The sequence below is a fragment of the Buttiauxella sp. S19-1 genome (assembly GCF_022134725.1).
GTDB classification, from domain to species: Bacteria; Pseudomonadota; Gammaproteobacteria; order Enterobacterales; family Enterobacteriaceae; genus Buttiauxella; species Buttiauxella ferragutiae.
Map to the genome: position 1 here is coordinate 1 of NZ_JAHWLU010000028.1, position 18,360 is coordinate 18,360.

The 18,360-nt window shown below is 50.8% G+C and carries 14 protein-coding genes; 3 read left to right on the top strand and 11 right to left on the bottom strand.

From position 1 onward, the window contains the following. On the top strand, nt 1-2,083 hold a 2,083-nt coding region (locus MES37_RS09005; protein WP_237931146.1), incomplete at its 5' end, for a polysaccharide biosynthesis tyrosine autokinase. A gap of 107 nt (nt 2,084-2,190) precedes the next feature. On the opposite strand, the gene MES37_RS09010 is transcribed toward MES37_RS09005, so the two are convergent. Next, entirely contained in the window at nt 2,191-3,483 is a 1,293-nt protein-coding gene (locus tag MES37_RS09010) for a Gfo/Idh/MocA family protein (protein WP_064541160.1), read from the bottom strand. Between the two features lie 86 nt (nt 3,484-3,569). On the opposite strand from MES37_RS09010, the gene MES37_RS09015 reads away from it, so the two are divergent. Beyond that, nucleotides 3,570-5,126, top strand: coding sequence for a hypothetical protein (locus MES37_RS09015; protein WP_237931147.1), 1,557 nt, complete (start codon nt 3,570-3,572; stop codon nt 5,124-5,126). Nucleotides 5,127-5,366: 240 nt separating this feature from the next. Here MES37_RS09015 and fic read toward each other — a convergent pair whose 3' ends face one another. The 5 genes from fic to fdhF all read right to left on the bottom strand — a co-directional run bounded on the left by fic (nt 5,367) and on the right by fdhF (nt 13,103). Next, nucleotides 5,367-6,443, bottom strand: a complete 1,077-nt coding sequence (fic, locus tag MES37_RS09020; RefSeq protein WP_121814522.1) for a protein adenylyltransferase Fic — start codon at nt 6,441-6,443, stop codon at nt 5,367-5,369. A gap of 166 nt (nt 6,444-6,609) precedes the next feature. Then, nucleotides 6,610-8,268 (bottom strand): cation/acetate symporter ActP, encoded by a 1,659-nt coding sequence (gene actP / locus MES37_RS09025; RefSeq protein WP_064541152.1) that lies wholly within the window; start codon nt 8,266-8,268, stop codon nt 6,610-6,612. Then, nucleotides 8,265-8,579, bottom strand: coding sequence for a DUF485 domain-containing protein (locus MES37_RS09030; protein WP_064515424.1), 315 nt, complete (start codon nt 8,577-8,579; stop codon nt 8,265-8,267). Before MES37_RS09030 ends, actP begins: the two co-directional genes overlap by 4 nt. A 143-nt stretch (nt 8,580-8,722) precedes the next feature. Then, nucleotides 8,723-10,678 carry an acetate--CoA ligase gene (gene acs / locus MES37_RS09035; protein WP_064541149.1) on the bottom strand — a complete coding sequence of 652 codons (1,956 nt, stop codon included), beginning with the start codon at nt 10,676-10,678 and terminating at the stop codon, nt 8,723-8,725. A 277-nt stretch (nt 10,679-10,955) separates the two neighbouring features. Beyond that, nucleotides 10,956-13,103: a formate dehydrogenase subunit alpha gene (gene fdhF, locus MES37_RS09040; protein WP_083963226.1), complete on the bottom strand. Its 2,148-nt coding sequence runs from the start codon at nt 13,101-13,103 to the stop codon at nt 10,956-10,958. A 271-nt stretch (nt 13,104-13,374) separates the two neighbouring features. Here fdhF and MES37_RS09045 point away from each other — a divergent pair, with 271 nt between their 5' ends. Beyond that, nucleotides 13,375-14,109, top strand: a complete 735-nt coding sequence (locus MES37_RS09045; protein ID WP_121814518.1) for a response regulator transcription factor — start codon at nt 13,375-13,377, stop codon at nt 14,107-14,109. An 85-nt stretch (nt 14,110-14,194) separates the two neighbouring features. Here the strand turns inward: MES37_RS09045 and MES37_RS09050 are convergent, their stop codons facing one another. The 5 genes from MES37_RS09050 to MES37_RS09070 form a co-directional block, all read right to left on the bottom strand. Then, complete coding sequence (locus MES37_RS09050) at nt 14,195-14,344, bottom strand: Hok/Gef family protein (RefSeq protein WP_074388493.1); 150 nt, start codon at nt 14,342-14,344, stop codon at nt 14,195-14,197. Between the two features lie 308 nt (nt 14,345-14,652). Then, nucleotides 14,653-15,660: a carbohydrate kinase family protein gene (locus tag MES37_RS09055; RefSeq protein ID WP_121814515.1), complete on the bottom strand. Its 1,008-nt coding sequence runs from the start codon at nt 15,658-15,660 to the stop codon at nt 14,653-14,655. 9 nt (nt 15,661-15,669) lie between these two features. Next, on the bottom strand, nt 15,670-16,530 hold the full coding sequence (locus tag MES37_RS09060) for a ketose 1,6-bisphosphate aldolase (protein WP_064541136.1): 861 nt from the start codon (nt 16,528-16,530) through the stop codon (nt 15,670-15,672). A 38-nt stretch (nt 16,531-16,568) separates the two neighbouring features. Then, nucleotides 16,569-17,252, bottom strand: a complete 684-nt coding sequence (locus MES37_RS09065; RefSeq protein WP_133523039.1) for a D-lyxose/D-mannose isomerase — start codon at nt 17,250-17,252, stop codon at nt 16,569-16,571. A gap of 104 nt (nt 17,253-17,356) precedes the next feature. After that, nucleotides 17,357-18,289, bottom strand: a complete 933-nt coding sequence (locus tag MES37_RS09070) for an ABC transporter substrate-binding protein (RefSeq protein ID WP_064541130.1) — start codon at nt 18,287-18,289, stop codon at nt 17,357-17,359. Between the last annotated feature and the right edge of the window lie 71 nt (nt 18,290-18,360).

An 18,360-nucleotide genomic window follows, 5' to 3' on the forward strand; every position in this document is an offset into this window, starting at 1 on the left:
CATTCAGATTGTACTAATGCTTTTCTCTCATAAGTATAAAATAATTATTACTACGGTGCTTTTTGCTGTGCTGACTTTTTTATATACGGCGACGAAACAGCCAACCTATATTGCCAGCGTATTAATTCAATTAGATAAAAACCCTAACAATAACCTTATCAGTAAATTGATGAGCCCACTGGGCAATGACGAACCTTCTTCGGCAACAGAAATGGGTATCCTCAAATCCCGACGGGTTCTCAGTATGACAATTGAGGAAATGGGTTTACAGCTTGTCGTTCGTGAGAAACGTCTCCCTTATATTGGCGATTTCCTGGCTGCATTTTCCAGTAAAAAATCTCCCACCATTATTGTCCCAACGTTCAGCGTCCCGCCGGAAAGTGAAGATATGGATTGGGAGCTGACAGTGCTTTCCCCCGACAGCTACCAGCTTTATCTGGGAGAGAACGGTGTTTTTTTAGGAAAGGTTAATAAAACCCTAAATCAAAGTGGTTTTATCATTAATGTGGCAAACATCACTGCGCCAGCAGGAACTAAATTTACTCTCACCATCTACTCAAAATTTACGGTGATACAGGATTTACTCAAACGCCTGACAGCTGAAGAATTGAATAAAACGAGCGGGCTGATCCATGTCTCACTTACTGGAGACAATAAACAAAAGATTACGCAAATCCTCAACAATATCAGCCTGAATTTCAGAGAAGACAATATGACGCAACGGGCTGAGGAGGCATCCAAGAGCCTTGATTTCGTGAACAAATTACTCCCCGTCGCACAGGAAAGTCTTAACCGGGCTGACAAGCAACTCAATGTTTTTAAGCAAGAAAATGGATCTATTGATCTCCCTCTGGAAGCGAAAGCGGTTCTGGAATCATCGGTTACCATCCAATCACAGCAAAATGAATTACAACTGGCGAAGGCTGAGCTCTCGAAACGGTACACCAAAAGCCACCCAATTTATCGTGCCTTACTGGAAAAGGAAGCGCTGATTAATGAAGAGAAAGTCGCCCTCTCTCAGGCAATTTCGACAATGCCAAAAAAACAGCAGGAAATATTGAGCATTAAGCGTGATGTAGAAGCCGGGCAGGAAATTTATATGCAGTTGCTGGCAAAGCAGCATGAGTTCGGCATTGCAAAAGCCAGTACTGTTGCGAACATCAGGATAGTTGATGAAGCTATTAGCGACCCGAAGCCGGTCGGTAAATTAAAAGGAGTGAGTGCGGTATTAGGCGCTTTTCTCGGGTTCATTTTTTCCAGCGGATATTGCTTAATTGCATCCCTATTCCGCCGTCTTCTGGAAGACACTCAATCTATTGAAAATTATGGCGTGGAGGTTCTGGCCTCAGTTCCGTGGAGTAAACGGCCACAAAGCCAAACCTTCCGAAAAATTAAAACCAAACCTATACGCAAAGATTTTTGGCTGGCCCGGGAACATCCTGATGACCTGGCTATTGAGGCAATGCGCAGTTTGCGAACGGCTATTTTTATCGCACTTAAACAGGCTGATAAAAATAGCTTCCTGATTTCTGGTGCGACACCGGGTGCTGGAAAAACATTTATATGCGGTAACCTGGCCGCTGTAATGGCGGATACCGGGAAACGCATTTTACTCATTGATGCTGATATGCGGCTTGGCTATCTGCATGAAATGCTTGGACTTAAAGAACAATATGGTCTGAGCGAGATTTTACAGAATAACATTGAGTTTAAAGATGCGGTCCAGCCTTCGACTCAATCAGGCCTCGATTTTATCTCCCGTGGAGCGGGAGCGGTGTTGTCCTCCGAGCTTTTAATGCACGATAACTTTGCGCAGTTAATGCAATGGGCGCAGCGTGAATATGACTACGTGATCGTCGATACACCGCCGATATTGTCCATCACTGATGCGGCTATAGCGGCTCAACATATTGGCCTGTCACTGCTTGTTCTGCGCTATAAAATTAACACTGTGAAAGAGTTGGTTACGGCAATAAACCGCTTTAAAAAATGTCATGTTGAACTGGATTACGTGGTGTTTAACGGAGTGCAAAAAGGGGCCATTTCGGCATACGAATATCCATACTATTCCCAAAGTGTTTAGCGGGCGAAGAAGATAGCGTGGCGACCCCCTCTCCCCCAGGGAGAGGGCTGGGGTGAGGGTTGTTTCAATCTGATACATCGCCCTCATCCCCGCAGAAAAGTTAAAAACTAGCGTTTCAACCGTGAAACCAACTCAAACTCTTTAAACGCCACTGGTCGTTGCTGCTGCATCGAAATATTCCCGGCAATCCCGGTCAAAATCGACATCGCTCCGTCATGGTGATCGGCGGCGCGTTGCAGTGGATCATGGCCCGGTTCGCCAAACAAATCCGCCAGCATCGCGTTATCGCCACCGCCGTGGCCACCCGCACCAACAGTGAAATCGGCTTTATAAGGTGCGGCAAACATCGGGAACACGGTGATATCACAGCTTTCCAGGCTGCCTTCATTTTCACGCTCGCCACCGGCGTTGACGTAAGACATCTCAACCAGTTTCATTTCCAGCCGCCCACGGCTGCCGTTGAACACCACATTCAACCCTTCCCACGGCAAATACGCATTCAGCGAATAAGTCATCTGCACCTGGTTTTGGTATTTCACCATCACTGACAGCGTATCTTCGATGTTAATACCCTCGCTGAATACGCTCTGATCGCGGAAGTAGTTATCTTCGTGCTCCGCATCCAGATACAGCGCTTTGAGCTGCGCATTTTCTTCCATGTGCAGTGCAAACGGGTCATCTTTCGCGGCAGCAAAACCATTTGCGCGTGGATAAAACTGCGAAACACCACGCTTTTCGGCATTCTCTTTGCCATAAAAACGCAAACCGCCTTCCGCATACACCCGTTCCGGATAACTGCCCAGCCAGAAGTTCATCAGGTCAAAGTGATGGGTCGATTTATGCACCAGCAGGCCGCCGCTGTTACGTTTTTCACGGTGCCAGCGACGGAAGTAATCTGCGCCATGCTCCGTGTTGAGCAACCATTCGAAATGTACTGAAAACACCTCGCCAATGGTTTCTTCCATCAGTAACTCACGGATTTTGCTGTGGTGCGGCGCATAACGATAATTGAAAGCGACGCGCACTTCGCGGCCGGTTTGCTCAATAGCATCCAGAATACGCAGGGCACGCTGTTCATCAATGGTCATCGGTTTTTCGGTAATCACATCACAACCGGCGTGCAGCGCGCGCACGATGTAATCATCATGCGTACGGTCCATGGTGGTGACAATGACGATATCCGGGCGTGTCTCGCGGATCATGGTTTCGAAATCTGCGGCTTTCCAGGTCGACGCGGGTGCCGCACCGGTGTTGGTCAGAAGCTTATTAGCGTAATTCATACGCGTCTGATTGGTATCGCAAAATGCCACCAGTTGCGCATTGTCTTTCCATTTACCGCCGATCGCTTCGATATACAACCCGGCGCGACCGCCCGTTCCTACCAACGCATATTTTTTCATAATGTCCTCAATTTAAATAAGTGGTAGATGACGCTCGCGCTTATCCACCCTACAATTCCTGCCTGGTTTTATTTCCGGTAATGCTTATGAAACTGGTTCCGCATCAATTAATGGAGTTAAACAGCCCGTTTATTTGGCACTGGCCGTGGTTGGTTTCCTGTGTCAACGCCGCCAAAGTTCATGGTTTTACCGGCATTATTCTTCATCAGCAGGAGCTGCTTTCGCTGCTGGCGACACCGTCACCCCTCAGTCACCGCTTCGACGTTGAAAATCTGATTCATCAGCAAAATAACGCCCTGCAATATTTAAAAAAGGTCAGTGCTTATTTGCAGGAATTTAATCTCAGCTTCTGGCTGCAAGGCGAAGCCGCGCCGACCGATGACATCATCAGACGTAAATTCCCGGAGTTTGCATTTGATGAGCGCAGCACGCCCGATTTCTGGCAACAGTTTTATTCGTCGAGCCTGACCCGCTTATTGCCGTTATTACCGCATCTCAGCGGCGTGATATTAAGCCTGACCACCCCACAATTTCAGACCGACGGCTGGCAACAAAGCCTGCATCACGTCTGGAGTCTGTTACGCGCTCAGGGCAAAAAGCTCATCCTGCGCGATTTCATTGATACCAGTTGGCCACGCCAGCAACTTTCCCGCGTGTTATCTGGCCTGCCGGATGATGTTCGCGCCTCGATTAAAGCCACGGAACTGGATTACCATCCAGGTTTTGCTAACCATCCGAATATTGTTGCGCTCAGCGGGCGTAAAAAATGGATCGAATACGATCTCTGGGGCATTGGCTACGGCTGGACTGTTCTGCCGTGTTATCTGGCCGATGAAATCCAGGGACGCCTGAGCTGGGCGACCAGCCTCGCCGACCACAATATCGAAACCATTACCGCGCGCGTTTCATGGCAGTGGCTGTCTGACGGACTGACGATGGATTCCGCCAATGGCATCAATCTTTTCGGCCTGAGTGCCGCGAATAACACCGCACCTTCTTCGGTTATCGACAGCTGGATTGAGCATCAAAAACTCGCTTTCCGCAGCAAGCGTGATCGCCAGCGTTTCAGCGATTTGTACACCTCAAGCTACGACTGGCTATGCAAAACGCCGAATCTGCTTGGGCGGCGTATGCACTACCAAAGCCAAATCCCGGAAAGTTATGCTCAGGCGCAACAACTGCTGCATACCGATGTTCGCAGCGCCAACTGGGCGCAGGCGTTTCAGCCACTTTTCCCGACCGATGACCCGGCGCTCGGTGCTGAACAGCGCCAGTTGATTGAACTGGAAAAACAGAGCGCCCAGTTCCTTGCAAGCTCCGCCGTACAGCAACTGCGTGAACTGCGCATCACCTGCCACAACGACACGCTGGAGCGCCTCGATGCCGCCTGGCTCAACGCCGATATGTACGGCCAACTCTTTTCGCATGTCGCCTTCGCGGTCAGCGATATGCAAATCAGTGAGCATTATGGCGGCAGTGCTCTGGTGGCGAAAACCGCCGTTCAGCATCGCGAAACGTTACTGCGTTTTGCCGATACGCTTGAACGCTGGGCGGATTCGCCGCCCTCAGGCAGCCCGCACTATGTTTCATTACTGCTCAATGCCGAACGGTTACGCGGATTCGCTGTGAGCTTGTTGGGATAATCATAAGTAGGCGGGGAAGGGTTGTCGTGCGGGAACCTATGGACAAAACGCAGTGTCAGCCAGCAATGGCAAAACTCGCGATCTGTCTCGCAAAATCGAGAAATTCTCTGTGACACATATCACGTATAGGCGGCGGGAAACTGTGAGCAATGCTGTATTGAGCGGGGGGAAATGCGAAGTCGATCGGCAAGAGATTATTTACATGGGGAAGTATTCTTAATTCCCCGATATCGAGCAGACTCAATCATTCAGTTCTCGCAACAAACGTGTATTCAAATACAACCGCTCGCGCCCTGCCGTGACTTCTTCCAGTACGCCAATATCTACTAGTTGTTTGAGATAGACAGATGCCGTTTGGCGTTTTGCTATTCCGCCATCGACCAGGTTTTCAATTCGGCAGTACGGTTGTGCAAATAACACTTGTACCAGTTCCCATGAATAGATTTTTGGAAGTTTTTCGCGAATCCAGGCTGTTGTTGTTTCGATTAGCTCTCGAACGACGGCAATTTTCTTTGTCGTCCAGTTAGCGGTGTTTTCGACTGCCTCCAAAATAAAGAGAATCCATGGCTCCCAATTCCCCTCAGCAGTTACGTTACGCAGCAAGGAGTAATAATCGTTACGTCGCTCAAGAATGAAACGAGAAAGGTAGAGAATGGGCAATGATAATAAACCGCTCTGGATTAAATACAGGATATTCACTATACGGCCTGTACGCCCGTTTCCGTCCGGGAATGGGTGAATGCATTCAAACTGGTAATGCAAAATAGCCATTTTAACCAGTGGGTCTAGCTCATCCTGCGCGTGAATGAAGTTTTCCCAGTTGCTCAGCAGATCGCGTATTGCAGCCTCGCCTTCTGGTGGGGTATAGACAATATTCATATGCTGGTCACGCAGCACAGTGCCAGGCGTTTTGCGTATATCGGTATCAATCGCTCGTAACGTCGTACAAATTTCTACTGCTGTATTGGCACATAGCGGATGGGTTATCAGGTGGTTAACGCCTTCATAAAGCGCAGTGCGGTAGCGCAACGCTTCTTTGGTCGCCGGGTCGGCGTGTTCAGCGCGGTTAACAAACTGGAAAAGTTGATCGCTGGTCGTCACGATGTTTTCAATGCGCGAGGAGTCTTTTGCTTCCAGCATAGGTAGCAGGTTGATCAGCAATCCTTGATCAGGAAGTAATTCTCCAGCGGTTTTCAGTTCAGCTAGTGCTGCCCTGGCATTGATGCAGGCCTTAAGCACATTCCGAGTTTCGATATTTTCAATATCTGGTGGCAAGAGAGGAAGTTGATTGTAAGGCTTATCCGCTGTCCAATTCATATGTTTAAAAAATCCTATTTTATCGACATGTCACGGCGATATGTCGATACGATAAACATATCACGGCAATATGTTTAAAAAATATGATTTCATCGACATATTCCGAAAGTGTGTCGATGCCATAAACATAGCCCGGCTCAAACGAGCCGGGAAAGGATAATGCTAATTAGTGCGCACGGCCTTGTTCAATACCAATCCCGGTCTGGGAACGGATGAACTGAGCACGGAATTTCTCACGTTCGAGATTGCCTTCCGGGCTGTTATCAGTGGCTGAGAACACCCAGATACCCACAAACGCCACCAGAATCGAGAACAGTGCCGGGTATTCGTACGGGAAGATGGCCGTTGCGTGACCCAAAACCTGCACCCAAACGGTTGGGCCGAGGATCATCAACAGCACCGCCGTAATCAGGCCGAGCCAGCCGCCAATCATCGCGCCACGCGTGGTCAGTTTTGACCAGTACATCGACAGCAGAATAATGGGGAAGTTACAGCTCGCGGCAATCGAGAATGCAAGTCCGACCATGAAGGCGATGTTTTGTTTCTCGAACAAAATCCCCAACAAGATTGCCACCACGCCCAACACCAGAACGGTGATTTTCGACACTCTCAGCTCATCACGTTCAGACGCACCTTTACGGAATACGTTAGCGTAAAGGTCATGCGAAACCGCAGACGCGCCTGCCAGCGTTAAACCTGCTACCACTGCAAGAATGGTGGCGAAGGCAACCGCCGAGATAAAGCCTAAGAACAAGCTGCCACCGACGGCGTTAGCCAGGTGAACCGCAGCCATGTTGTTACCACCAATCAATGCGCCAGCCGCATCTTTAAAGGCAGGGTTTGCCCCCACCAACATGATGGCGCCAAAGCCGATGATAAAGGTCAGGATGTAGAAATAACCCATAAAGCCGGTGGCAAACAGCACGCTTTTACGCGCTTCGCGGGCATCGCTCACGGTGAAGAAACGCATCAAAATGTGTGGCAAACCGGCGGTACCAAACATCAAACCTAATCCCAGCGACAACGCTGATATTGGGTCTTTCACCAGCCCGCCAGGACTCATAATCGCCACACCTTTCGGGTGCACGGCAATGGCTTCGGCAAACAGATTGTTGAAGCTGAAGCCCACGTGTTTCATCACCATAAAGGCCATGAAACTTGCGCCGAACAGCAACAACACCGCTTTGATGATTTGCACCCAGGTGGTTGCCAGCATGCCGCCGAACAACACGTACATCACCATCAACACGCCAACCAGCACCACCGCAACATGGTAGTTCAGGCCAAACAGCAACTGGATAAGTTTACCCGCGCCGACCATTTGGGCAATCAGGTATAACGCGACGACCACCAGAGAACCGCAGGCCGACAGAATACGGATTGGCCCCTGTTTCAGGCGATAGGAAGCCACGTCAGCAAAGGTATATTTACCGAGGTTACGCAGGCGTTCAGCAATCAGGAACAGGATAATTGGCCAGCCGACCAAAAAGCCCAATGAGTAAATCAGGCCGTCGTAGCCGGAGGTAAATACCAGCGCCGAAATACCGAGGAACGAAGCGGCAGACATATAGTCACCCGCAATCGCCAGGCCATTCTGGAAGCCAGTAATATTGCCGCCAGCGGTGTAATAATCGCTACGCGTGCGGGTGCGTTTTGACGCCCAATAAGTAATACCCAACGTAAAGGCGACGAAAATCACGAACATGATAATTGCCTGCCAGTTGGTAGGCTGGCGTTGCACAGCCCCCGTAATAGCATCAGCGGCAAACGCAGAGGCTGGCAGGCTTAACAGCGGTGCGGCAGCAAGGCCGAGAAGACGTTTCATGATACCTTCACCTCGCGCAGCACAGCGTTATTCAGACGGTCAAATTCACCGTTCGCCCGCCAGACATAAACGCCCGTGAGGAAGAATGAAATCAGAATCACGCCAACCCCAATCGGAATGCCGCGGGTGACGGTGGTGCCTGCGTGCAAAGGTGTGCCCAGCCAGCCAGGCGCGAAGGCAATGAGCAGGATAAAGCTGATATAAATCACCAGCATGATGATGGACAAAATGGTGGCAAACCGTTGCCGTTTAGCGACTAACTCCCTGAAATGCGCACTGTCTTCTATCCGTTGATAAAGTTGATCACTCATCACAGATCTCTCCAGAGTAGGGGTTGGGTTTTTTATTGTTTTGTTTTGGCTCCTTCTCCAGGGGGAGAAGGTTGGGATGAGGGCATTTCACCATGGAAACTCCCTCACCCCGGCCCTCTCCAAAAAGGAGAGGGGAAGAGCAGTTAAGGCATGGTAATAGCTTGTTTTTCTTCCAGTAACTTCTCAACAACGCCCGGATCGGCAAGCGTTGAAGTATCACCAAAGTTGCTGGTATCGCCGGCGGCGATTTTGCGCAAAATACGACGCATAATCTTGCCAGAGCGGGTTTTCGGTAGTGAATCTGTCCAGTGCAAAATATCCGGTGTGGCAAGTGGGCCAATCTCTTTACGCACCCAGTTTCGCACTTCGGTATACAACTCAGGCGTTGGCTCTTCGCCGTGATTTAGCGTCACATAGGCATAAATCGCCTGGCCTTTAATGCTATGTGGAATGCCGACCACTGCCGCTTCGGCCACTTTTGGATGCGACACCAGCGCGGACTCGATTTCTGCGGTACCCAGACGGTGACCGGAAACGTTGAGCACATCGTCCACACGTCCGGTTATCCAGTAGTAACCGTCTTCGTCGCGACGTGCGCCGTCACCGCTGAAATACATGTTTTTGAAGGTCGAGAAATAGGTCTGCTCGAAACGTTCGTGGTCGCCAAACAGCGTGCGCGCCTGGCCTGGCCATGAATCGGTGATCACCAGGTTACCTTCGGTTGCACCTTGTTGCGGGTTGCCTTCGTTATCTACCAGCGCCGGTTGCACGCCAAAGAATGGACGAGTCGCGGAACCGGCTTTCAGCTCGGTGGCACCAGGCAGTGGCGTAATCATGAAACCGCCGGTTTCGGTCTGCCACCAGGTGTCGACTACCGGGCATTTCTCGTTACCAATTTTCTTCCAGTACCATTCCCACGCTTCCGGGTTGATAGGCTCGCCCACGGAACCCAAAATGCGCAGCGACGAACGATCGGTATTTTCAATCGCTTTGTCACCTTCGGCCATTAAGGCGCGAATCGCAGTTGGCGCGGTATAAAGAATATTCACTTTATGCTTATCAACGACTTGCGCCATGCGGTTTGGTGCAGGCCAGTTTGGCACGCCTTCAAACATCAGCGTGATCGCACCACATGCCAGTGGGCCGTACAGCAAATAACTGTGGCCGGTGACCCAACCCACGTCGGCGGTACACCAGTAAACGTCGCCCTGATGGTAATCAAAGACATATTTAAAGGTGGTTGCGGCATAAACCAGGTAACCGCCGGTGGTGTGCAGCACGCCTTTTGGCTTGCCTGTTGAACCGGAGGTGTAAAGGATAAACAGCGGATCTTCGGCGTTCACTTCGACGGGCTGGTGGTGAGTGCTGGCTTTCTCAACCAATTCGCTCCACCACAAGTCGCGGCCTTCTTTCCACTCAATATTCCCGCCAGTACGTTTAAGCACAATCACGTGTTCAATAGTTTTAACGCCAGGGTTTTTCAGCGCTTCATCAACGTTTTTCTTCAGGGGAATCGAGCGTCCTGCACGAACGCCTTCGTCGGCGGTGATCACCAGCTTAGAGCTGGAATCGATAATGCGCCCAGCGACCGCTTCTGGTGAGAAGCCACCAAAAATCACCGAATGTACCGCGCCAATACGCGCGCAAGCCAGCATCGCAACGGCGGCTTCCGGCACCATCGGCATATAAATCGCCACCACATCGCCTTTCTTGATGCCGAGTTCTACCAGGGTATTGGCAAAACGGCACACTTCACGATGCAGTTCACGATAGGTAATAGTTTTGCTCTGGGTTGCGTCGTCGCCTTCCCAGATGATCGCGGTCTGATCACCACGATCTTTAAGATGACGATCCAGGCAGTTGGCGGCCAGATTCAGCGTGCCGTCTTCATACCATTTGATTGACACGTTTCCAGGTGCGAAAGAGGTGTTTTTCACCTTTTTATAAGGTTTGATCCAATCAAGGATCTTCCCTTGCTCGCCCCAAAAAGCGTCGGGGTCATGCACCGAGTGTTGGTACATGGATTGGTACTGCTCCGGTGTTATCAGGCAATTGTCCGCGATATTGGCGGGAATGGCGTGTTTATGTATTTGGCTCATGGCTTTTTTTCTCCTTGTAGGATGTTAATAATATGTCAAGCAAACGTTAATTGTAGGGGCTTGGGGAGCTTTGTTTACTATTTGGGCGACAGATCACGCATTAATTAAATTGTTGAAAATCTAATCAATACATCCCGCACAGAGAGGGGAAAAAGGCAAAAAAAAAGCTGCCGAATGGGCAGCTTTAGCGTGTTTTGTAGGGCGGTTAAGCGCAGCGTCAACCGCCACAACTTGCGAAAATGGTGGATGACGCCTGCGGCTTATCCACCCTACATTTTTAACCCGCCGCGCTTTCGCGCAAACTGGCTTTTAGCTTGTTGTACTCGTCAATCACATACTGTTCAGCAGCTTTCTGATCGGCAATCGGCTCGACGCGCACAGCACAGTACTTGTACTCCGGCGTTTTAGTAATCGGGCTGAGGTTTTCAGTCACCAGCTCGTTACAGGCACCAATCCACCACTGATACGTCATATAAACGGCACCTTTATTAGGGCGTTCGCTTACATTCGCACGGGTGATGACGCGACCTTTGCGAGAATTAACCCAAATCAGCGCTTCATCTTCAATACCTAAACGAGCGGCATCGTCGATGTGGATTTGCGCATAACCTGGTTCATCCGCAAGGGCTGCCAGGGCTGCACAGTTACCGGTCATTGAACGGCAAGAGTAGTGGCCCACTTCACGCACTGTGGAAAGTACCATTGGGTACTCTTCGGTGACTTTGTCGATTGGCGGTGCCCAGTCGCAAGTGAAGAACTCGCCCAGACCGTTTTCGCGGTCAAACTTACCGTCATACAGGAACGAGGTTCCCTGGTCGCTTTCAGCTACATCGCGGCAAGGCCACTGGATATAACCCAGTTCACCCATTTTCTCGTAGGTGGCACCGTAGAAATCAGGGCACAGACCACGCAACTCATCCCAAATTTCCTGGGTGTTGTTGTAGTGCATCTGGTAGCCCATACGGGTGGCAATTTCACTGATAATCTGCCAGTCCGTTTTCAGGTCCCACTTCGGCTCCACAGCTTTAAAGAAGCGCTGGAAACCACGGTCAGCGGCGGTATAAACGCCTTCATGTTCGCCCCACGAGGTAGACGGCAAAATTACATCGGCCGCCGCCGCGGTTTTGGTCATGAAGATGTCCTGCACAATGACCAGTTCCATATCGGCAAACGCCTGACGAACTGCCGAAAGCTCGGCATCCGTTTGCAGCGGATCTTCACCCATAATGTAAGCTGCGCGAACTTCGCCATGTGCCACACGGTGAGGTATCTCACTGATGCGATAGCCCGTGTGAGCCGGTAGCGATGGCACGCCCCAGGCTTTGGCGAACTTCTCGCGGCTGACTTCGTCTTTCACGTACTGGTAGCCAGGATAGGTATCCGGCAGTGCGCCCATATCGCAAGCACCCTGAACGTTGTTCTGGCCGCGAACCGGGTTCACGCCAACATTCGCTTTACCCAGGTTACCGGTCATCAGCGCAAGGCTGGTCAGCGAGCGCACAGTTTCCACGCCCTGATAGAACTGGGTGACACCCATGCCCCACAGAATGGTGGCCGTTTTTGCGTTCGCATACATACGCGCTGCGCCGCGAATTTCCGCCGCGGTCACGCCGGTAATTTCTTCAACGGACTCAGGCGTGTAGCCCGCAACAATTTTGCGATACTCGTCGAAACCTTCAGTACGCGAAGCCACGAAGGACTGGTCATACAGATTTTCTTCGATAATCACATGCCCGATTGCGTTAAGCAGGGCGATGTTAGAACCATTTTTTAACTGCAAATGCATGTCAGCGATGCGCGCGGTTTCAATTTTACGCGGATCGACCACAATGATTTGCGCCCCTTTTTGCTTCGCGCGAATCACGCGGTTAGCAACGATAGGGTGTGAATCTGCCGGGTTATACCCGAACACAAACACTAAATCGGTATCTTCAATCTCGACGATTGAGTTACTCATTGCGCCGTTACCGACCGATTGGTGCAGACCTGCAACCGATGGGCCGTGTCAGACGCGTGCGCAGCAATCGACGTTATTGGTACCAATAACGGCGCGCGCAAATTTCTGCATTACATAGTTAGTTTCGTTGCCTGTACCACGGGAAGAACCGGTGGTCATGATGGCATCGGAGCCATGTTTGGCTTTAATTTCACTCAGACGAGTACTGACGTAGTTCAGTGCTTCATCCCAGGAAACGTTTTCGAGTTTGCCGCCCTTCTGGCGACGAATCATTGGTGATTTGAGGCGCGGAGTGAGGATTTTAGTATCGTTAATAAAATCCCAGCCGTAGTAACCCTTCAGGCAAAGATCGCCCTGGTTGGTTTTACCTTGAGCTGCTTCCGCCTTGACGACTTTGCCGTTATCGACCACGAGATTGATTTTGCAACCCGAGGCACAATAGGGGCAAACCGTGACGACTTTTTTCATCAGTGTTGCTCCAGTCAATATTGCTTACCTTGCAACTTTCTATGCATTATCTATGCCACATAGAAAGAGTGGGAATTACAGGCATCTTACGGTGATAAAAGCAGCAAAACCCTGACGAAAAACAGGACATCGTCAAAAGTGACGTGTCGAGCGGAACACGGTTTGTGACACCGGTTGAAAATTCAACATGGGTATTTATCTTTTGTGCGGCACTCCTTCCACAATCACCCACACTTACCCCATGTCTCTTTTCATCCTCCGGAGTTCAATAATGAAGCCTGCCATTTTGCTGGTGGATGACGATTTGGCGATCTGCGAGGTGCTGCGCGATGTGCTCAATGAGCACGTGTTTGAGGTGAGGGTTTGCCACTCCGGGAATGACGCGCAGACTGCGATTGCTCAGCACCCAGAAATCGCCCTGGTGCTGCTGGATATGATCCTGCCGGATATTAACGGGTTACTGGTGCTGCAACATATTCAGCGTCAGCGTCCTGATTTACCGGTAGTAATGCTAACTGGCCTTGGCAGCGAATCCGATGTAGTAGTGGGGCTGGAGATGGGCGCCGATGACTACATCGCCAAACCGTTCAACCCGCGCGTGGTGGTGGCGCGTGTTAAAGCGGTGCTACGGCGTTCTGGCGCACTGGCGGTGGAAACGACGACGACAAAAAGCAGCGGCCTGCATTTCAACGGTTGGCGGCTGGACACCGAGCGTTGTCAGTTATTGAATGCTGCCCATGAGCAAGTAGACCTCACCCAGGGCGAATACGGCTTACTGCTGGCATTAATGCAAAATTCCCGCAAAGTGTTATCGCGTGAACGACTGCTGGAGTTGACCCACAGCGAAAGCCTGGAGGTCTTCGACAGAACGATTGATGTGCTGATTATGCGCCTGCGGCGAAAAATAGAATTAAACCCGCATCAGCCCGCTTTAATCCGCACCATTCGCGGTATTGGCTATGTTTTTTCGGCTGATGTTATTCAGGCGGAGAATAATGCGGCTTGAATTATAAATAATAAATGGGTGCTTAAGACTTTTCCCTTAATTCCTTCACAAGTTGGGCGGGGCGAACCCCGCCCGGATAGCTTTACTATTCGGAGCAGGCCAGCCTGGCAGCTACCTCCTGTTTATCATTCCTTATTTTCACTTCGCATAAATTACGGCGTGTTAATAAGGTAATTGCTATTAATGTTAAGCAAACAATTAATAAACATATGACAACAGTCTTTGTAGGCTTCATGCCTTTTTACTCCTTGCCTTGCGGCGAGTAAGAGGCTAACCTCAACTTGTTGGGAGTTGAGGATCAGCCTCGGGTTAACGTTAAAGTTGCCCGGGGCTTTCTTATTCTTAAAGTTTAAGAATATCCCTCACTTATGCTCAGGACAGAAAGCCCTAAGCACCCGCCGCATAGTTTACTGAGTTTTTATTTATTAGATATTAAATTGCTAATGTAATTCATTTATCATGATTACATCGTTCTGGAATATCCCTCGTAAATAATCTTAATCATATTGATGTCGTGATTATTAGTTGAAGGCGTAATAAATATCAACTCCGCTCGCTTATAAAACTCTGCAATTCCGTTAATGTTTTTGCGCCATCGATCGCATTTGCACATAACAAATTCGCGCGAGCGCAGGCGTGAGCTAATTTCAGGCTATCGACCAGCGGCCATTTTTCATGGCAGCCATATAATATTCCGGCGCAAAAAGCGTCACCCGCACCAACGCTGCCGACAATTTCCTCTTGAGCCAACATAAACGACGGCACCCATGTACCTTCGCCTCCACGTTCTATGCCCCATGCACCTTCCGGGCAATGAATCACTACTCTTTGCTTCACACCCGATTCCAGCAGCAACGTTGCCGCTTGCGCAATATTTTCGACATGCGGTGCACCGTTAGCATGGCGGATGTCCAGCCCGCTAAACTCACCGGCTTCCAGTTCATTAATCACCAGGTAATCCAGCCAGCGCAGGGCAGGGAGCACCATCGGGCGGTAACGCGGGTCGCCCTGGCGCGAGACTAAATCCAGCGAGGTTTCATAGCCTTGCAGGGACATCATGGCCAACAATCGGGCGCTGCGTGTGCCGTATTCCGCATCTTCCATATCAAGACTATCAAGCAGCAACAAATAGCCGAGGTGGAAGATTTTGAAGGATGTTTCAAGGCGGTCAAAGGCGGGTAAATCAAGCAAACGATTAGCGCCAGGCGAGTGGAAAAACGTGCGTTGCCCGCTCGGGTCGGTCATTACTTGCGACATCGACGTTGGCGCGAAAGTAGTGCGGTGCACATGCTGGCGATTGACATGATACTGATCCAACATGGCCATAATATAGTCGCCGTCATGATCGTCACCGACCAATCCCACAGCTTGCAGCGGTAGCCCGACATGCATTTTTGCCAGCGTCAGCAACACATTTAACGGCGCGCCGCCAGTTGAGCGTTCACTGTGAACGATTTCCGCCAGCCACCCGCGCTGCGGCCATTGCACAATTTGATGTACATGGTCGACCAACATATTTCCGGCGGCGATAATCCCGCTGCGCTCTGTCATAACCTCTCCTTACGCCTTTCCTGAACTGCCAAAAATCTGCATTTGTTGCGCGACGACATCGGTAATCGCCTCTTCAATACCCAGCAATAACTCGGCGAACTCGTCATAAATGGCGTGACGTTGATTCATGCGTTGCTCGATGGCACCGAGGGCCGCTTGCGACATGCCGGTATAGAAATTTATCTTGTGAATACCGAGGGTTATCGCTTTGCGAAAATCCTCATCGCTGATGCCTGAACCGCCATGTAATACCAGCGGCAGGCCGGTTTGTTGGCGAATCGCCGCCAGACGGTCGAAATCGAGTTTTGGCTCGCCTTTATACTTGCCGTGGGCGTTGCCAATGGCGACCGCCAGCGTGTCGATGCCAGTTCTGTCGACAAAATCACGCGCCACTGCCGGGTCGGTAAATTTGTTGCTGTCGGCCTCGCCATACAGCGCACCGCCTTCGTCACCGCCCACTGCGCCCAGTTCGGCTTCGACCGAGACCCCCACCGCGTGGCACATTTTCACCACTTCTCTGGTCTGGCGGACGTTCTCTTCATATTCAAGTGTAGAACCATCGAACATCACTGAGCTAAAACCGAGGCGTAAAGCGCGCACTACCGCTTCAAAATGCAGGCCATGGTCGAGATTGAGCACCAGCGGAATATCGTGGCGAGCTGCTTCGAATTTGACGGCTTCGACCAGTGATTCCAGCGACACATACTTAAAATGCACTTCGGCAATGTTGATGATAAACGGCGAGTTTTCTTGTTTTGCAGCGGCAAAAAGGGCGCGCAGAAAATGGCTGTCCAGAACGTTAAAAGCGCCGAGTGCATAGCCGTTTGCGCGGGCATGAGCCAGGCCATCTGCGAGCGATATCAAAGCCATAATAGTTTCCCCTGGTGTTGGGACAAAATGGTTGAAAATTAAAGGTATTGGCGATATTCATTGCACAGCAATTGCTGGATTGGCGCGTCTTCAATGATGGAATTAAAGCGCTCAAGCGGTTTGAGAAAACGGTTGTCGCGGTCGTCATCATTGACCATCGACACTTCGCCAACCAGCACGTCGCCGTAACCCGCCTCGCCCCAAAAACTGTGGTAAATGCCGGGCACCAGGCAAATGCTCTCACCGGGTGACAGGCGCAACTGGCTGCCTGCGGCGTGAGTCTGGCGACAGCCATCGATAACCACAGTGACATCGCTGTCTTCGGTCTGCTCGAACTGGTCTGAATTCCACAGTTCGACAATCAAATTACCGCCGCCGCGATTGATAATGTCCTCGCGTTTGCGCCAGTGAAAATGCATCGGCGTGAGTTGCCCTTCGCGCACATGGATGATTTTTTCAGCGTAGCATTTGGCATAGGGTGCGCCATCGGGTGAGCCGTTACGCAGGGTGAAAAGCGTCAGCCCCTGAGCCAAAAAATCGCTGCCGCCAAAAGCGGTCACGTCCCATCCCAGTTTGAGATTGAACACCTCTTGCCAGATTTGTTTATCCGTCTGCTGCCATTTAGCCAGGTTATACGAGGCGAATGGCGGCAAATGAACATCGTGCTGCATAAAGAAATGGCGTGTTTGCGCGAGGATCTGGTTTATTTCGGAGCGTTTCATTTTGTCTCCTTTCAACAACCCTCACCCTGGCCCTCTCCCTGAGGGAGAGGGAACAGGTCGGTTTTCCCCTCTCCTTTGGGAGAGGGTTGGGGTGAGGGGAAAAGTTATTTCACCGTCCAACCCTTATACGTCCCGATATTATTTTTATCGATCATGGTTACTGGAATCAGCACCGGCTCTTTCGGCGCAGGCTTGCCTTGCAGAATGTCGTAACCAATCTCAACCGCTTTGGCAGCCATCACTTGCGGGTCTTGCGCAGGTGTGGCGACAAACAGCGTATTTCCGCCGCGTTTCAGGGCTTCTTCCGCATCCGGGCTGCCATCCACACCAACGATGAAGAACTCGTTACGTTGGGCTTGTTTCGCTGCCAGATCGGCACCGATCGCTGTCGGATCGTTGATCGCAAACACGCCGTCGATCTTCGGATTTGCCGCCAGCAAAGAAGTCATCACTTCAAGTCCACCTTCGCGGCTGCCTTTGGCGTTCTGATTAGAAGAAAGGATCTTGATATCAGGATGCTTTTTAAACTCGGTTTCGCAGCCTTCTACACGGTTCTGCACGGCGGAAACCGGCGGCCCGTTGATGATCACCACGTTGCCTTTGTTTTTCAGGCGATCCGCAATGTACTTACAGGCGATTTCACCCGCCTGAGTGTTGTTCGAGGTGATCGTCGCATCCGCCCCTTCCGCTGCCACGTCCACCGCAACCACCACGATCCCCGCGTCTTTCGCACGTTTCACCGCCGGGCCGATCCCTTTGGAATCCGCCGCGTTCAAAATGATCATGTCGACTTTGGCGGCGATAAAATTATCAATTTGAGAAACCTGTTGGCCGAGATCGTAACCGCTGGAAACCAGCGTCACTTTCACGTTATCTCCCGCAAGCTTACGGGCTTCCAGTTCGGCACCTTTGGTTATCTGCACGAAGAACGGGTTGGCGAGGTCACCCACCGTCACCCCGATGGATTTCAGCTCTTTTGCCTGAACAAACGGTACGGCGGCAATCATGAGTGCTGCAGCTAGTATCTTCAAACGCATGGTGAATCTCCTGTCTGGTTTTGTCGGATGACGCTCACGCTTATCCGAGCTACGAAAGAGCATGGTTATCG

Coding starts and splice junctions, on each gene's coding strand:
- MES37_RS09010 (WP_064541160.1), bottom strand. CDS start 3,483: ATGAAAAAATATGCGTTGGTAGGAACGGGCGGTCGCGCCGGGTTGTAT.
- MES37_RS09015 (WP_237931147.1), top strand. CDS start 3,570: ATGAAACTGGTTCCGCATCAATTAATGGAGTTAAACAGCCCGTTTATT.
- fic (WP_121814522.1), bottom strand. CDS start 6,443: ATGAATTGGACAGCGGATAAGCCTTACAATCAACTTCCTCTCTTGCCA.
- actP (WP_064541152.1), bottom strand. CDS start 8,268: ATGAAACGTCTTCTCGGCCTTGCTGCCGCACCGCTGTTAAGCCTGCCA.
- MES37_RS09030 (WP_064515424.1), bottom strand. CDS start 8,579: ATGAGTGATCAACTTTATCAACGGATAGAAGACAGTGCGCATTTCAGG.
- acs (WP_064541149.1), bottom strand. CDS start 10,678: ATGAGCCAAATACATAAACACGCCATTCCCGCCAATATCGCGGACAAT.
- MES37_RS09045 (WP_121814518.1), top strand. CDS start 13,375: ATGAAGCCTGCCATTTTGCTGGTGGATGACGATTTGGCGATCTGCGAG.
- MES37_RS09050 (WP_074388493.1), bottom strand. CDS start 14,344: ATGAAGCCTACAAAGACTGTTGTCATATGTTTATTAATTGTTTGCTTA.
- MES37_RS09055 (WP_121814515.1), bottom strand. CDS start 15,660: ATGACAGAGCGCAGCGGGATTATCGCCGCCGGAAATATGTTGGTCGAC.
- MES37_RS09060 (WP_064541136.1), bottom strand. CDS start 16,530: ATGGCTTTGATATCGCTCGCAGATGGCCTGGCTCATGCCCGCGCAAAC.
- MES37_RS09065 (WP_133523039.1), bottom strand. CDS start 17,252: ATGAAACGCTCCGAAATAAACCAGATCCTCGCGCAAACACGCCATTTC.
- MES37_RS09070 (WP_064541130.1), bottom strand. CDS start 18,289: ATGCGTTTGAAGATACTAGCTGCAGCACTCATGATTGCCGCCGTACCG.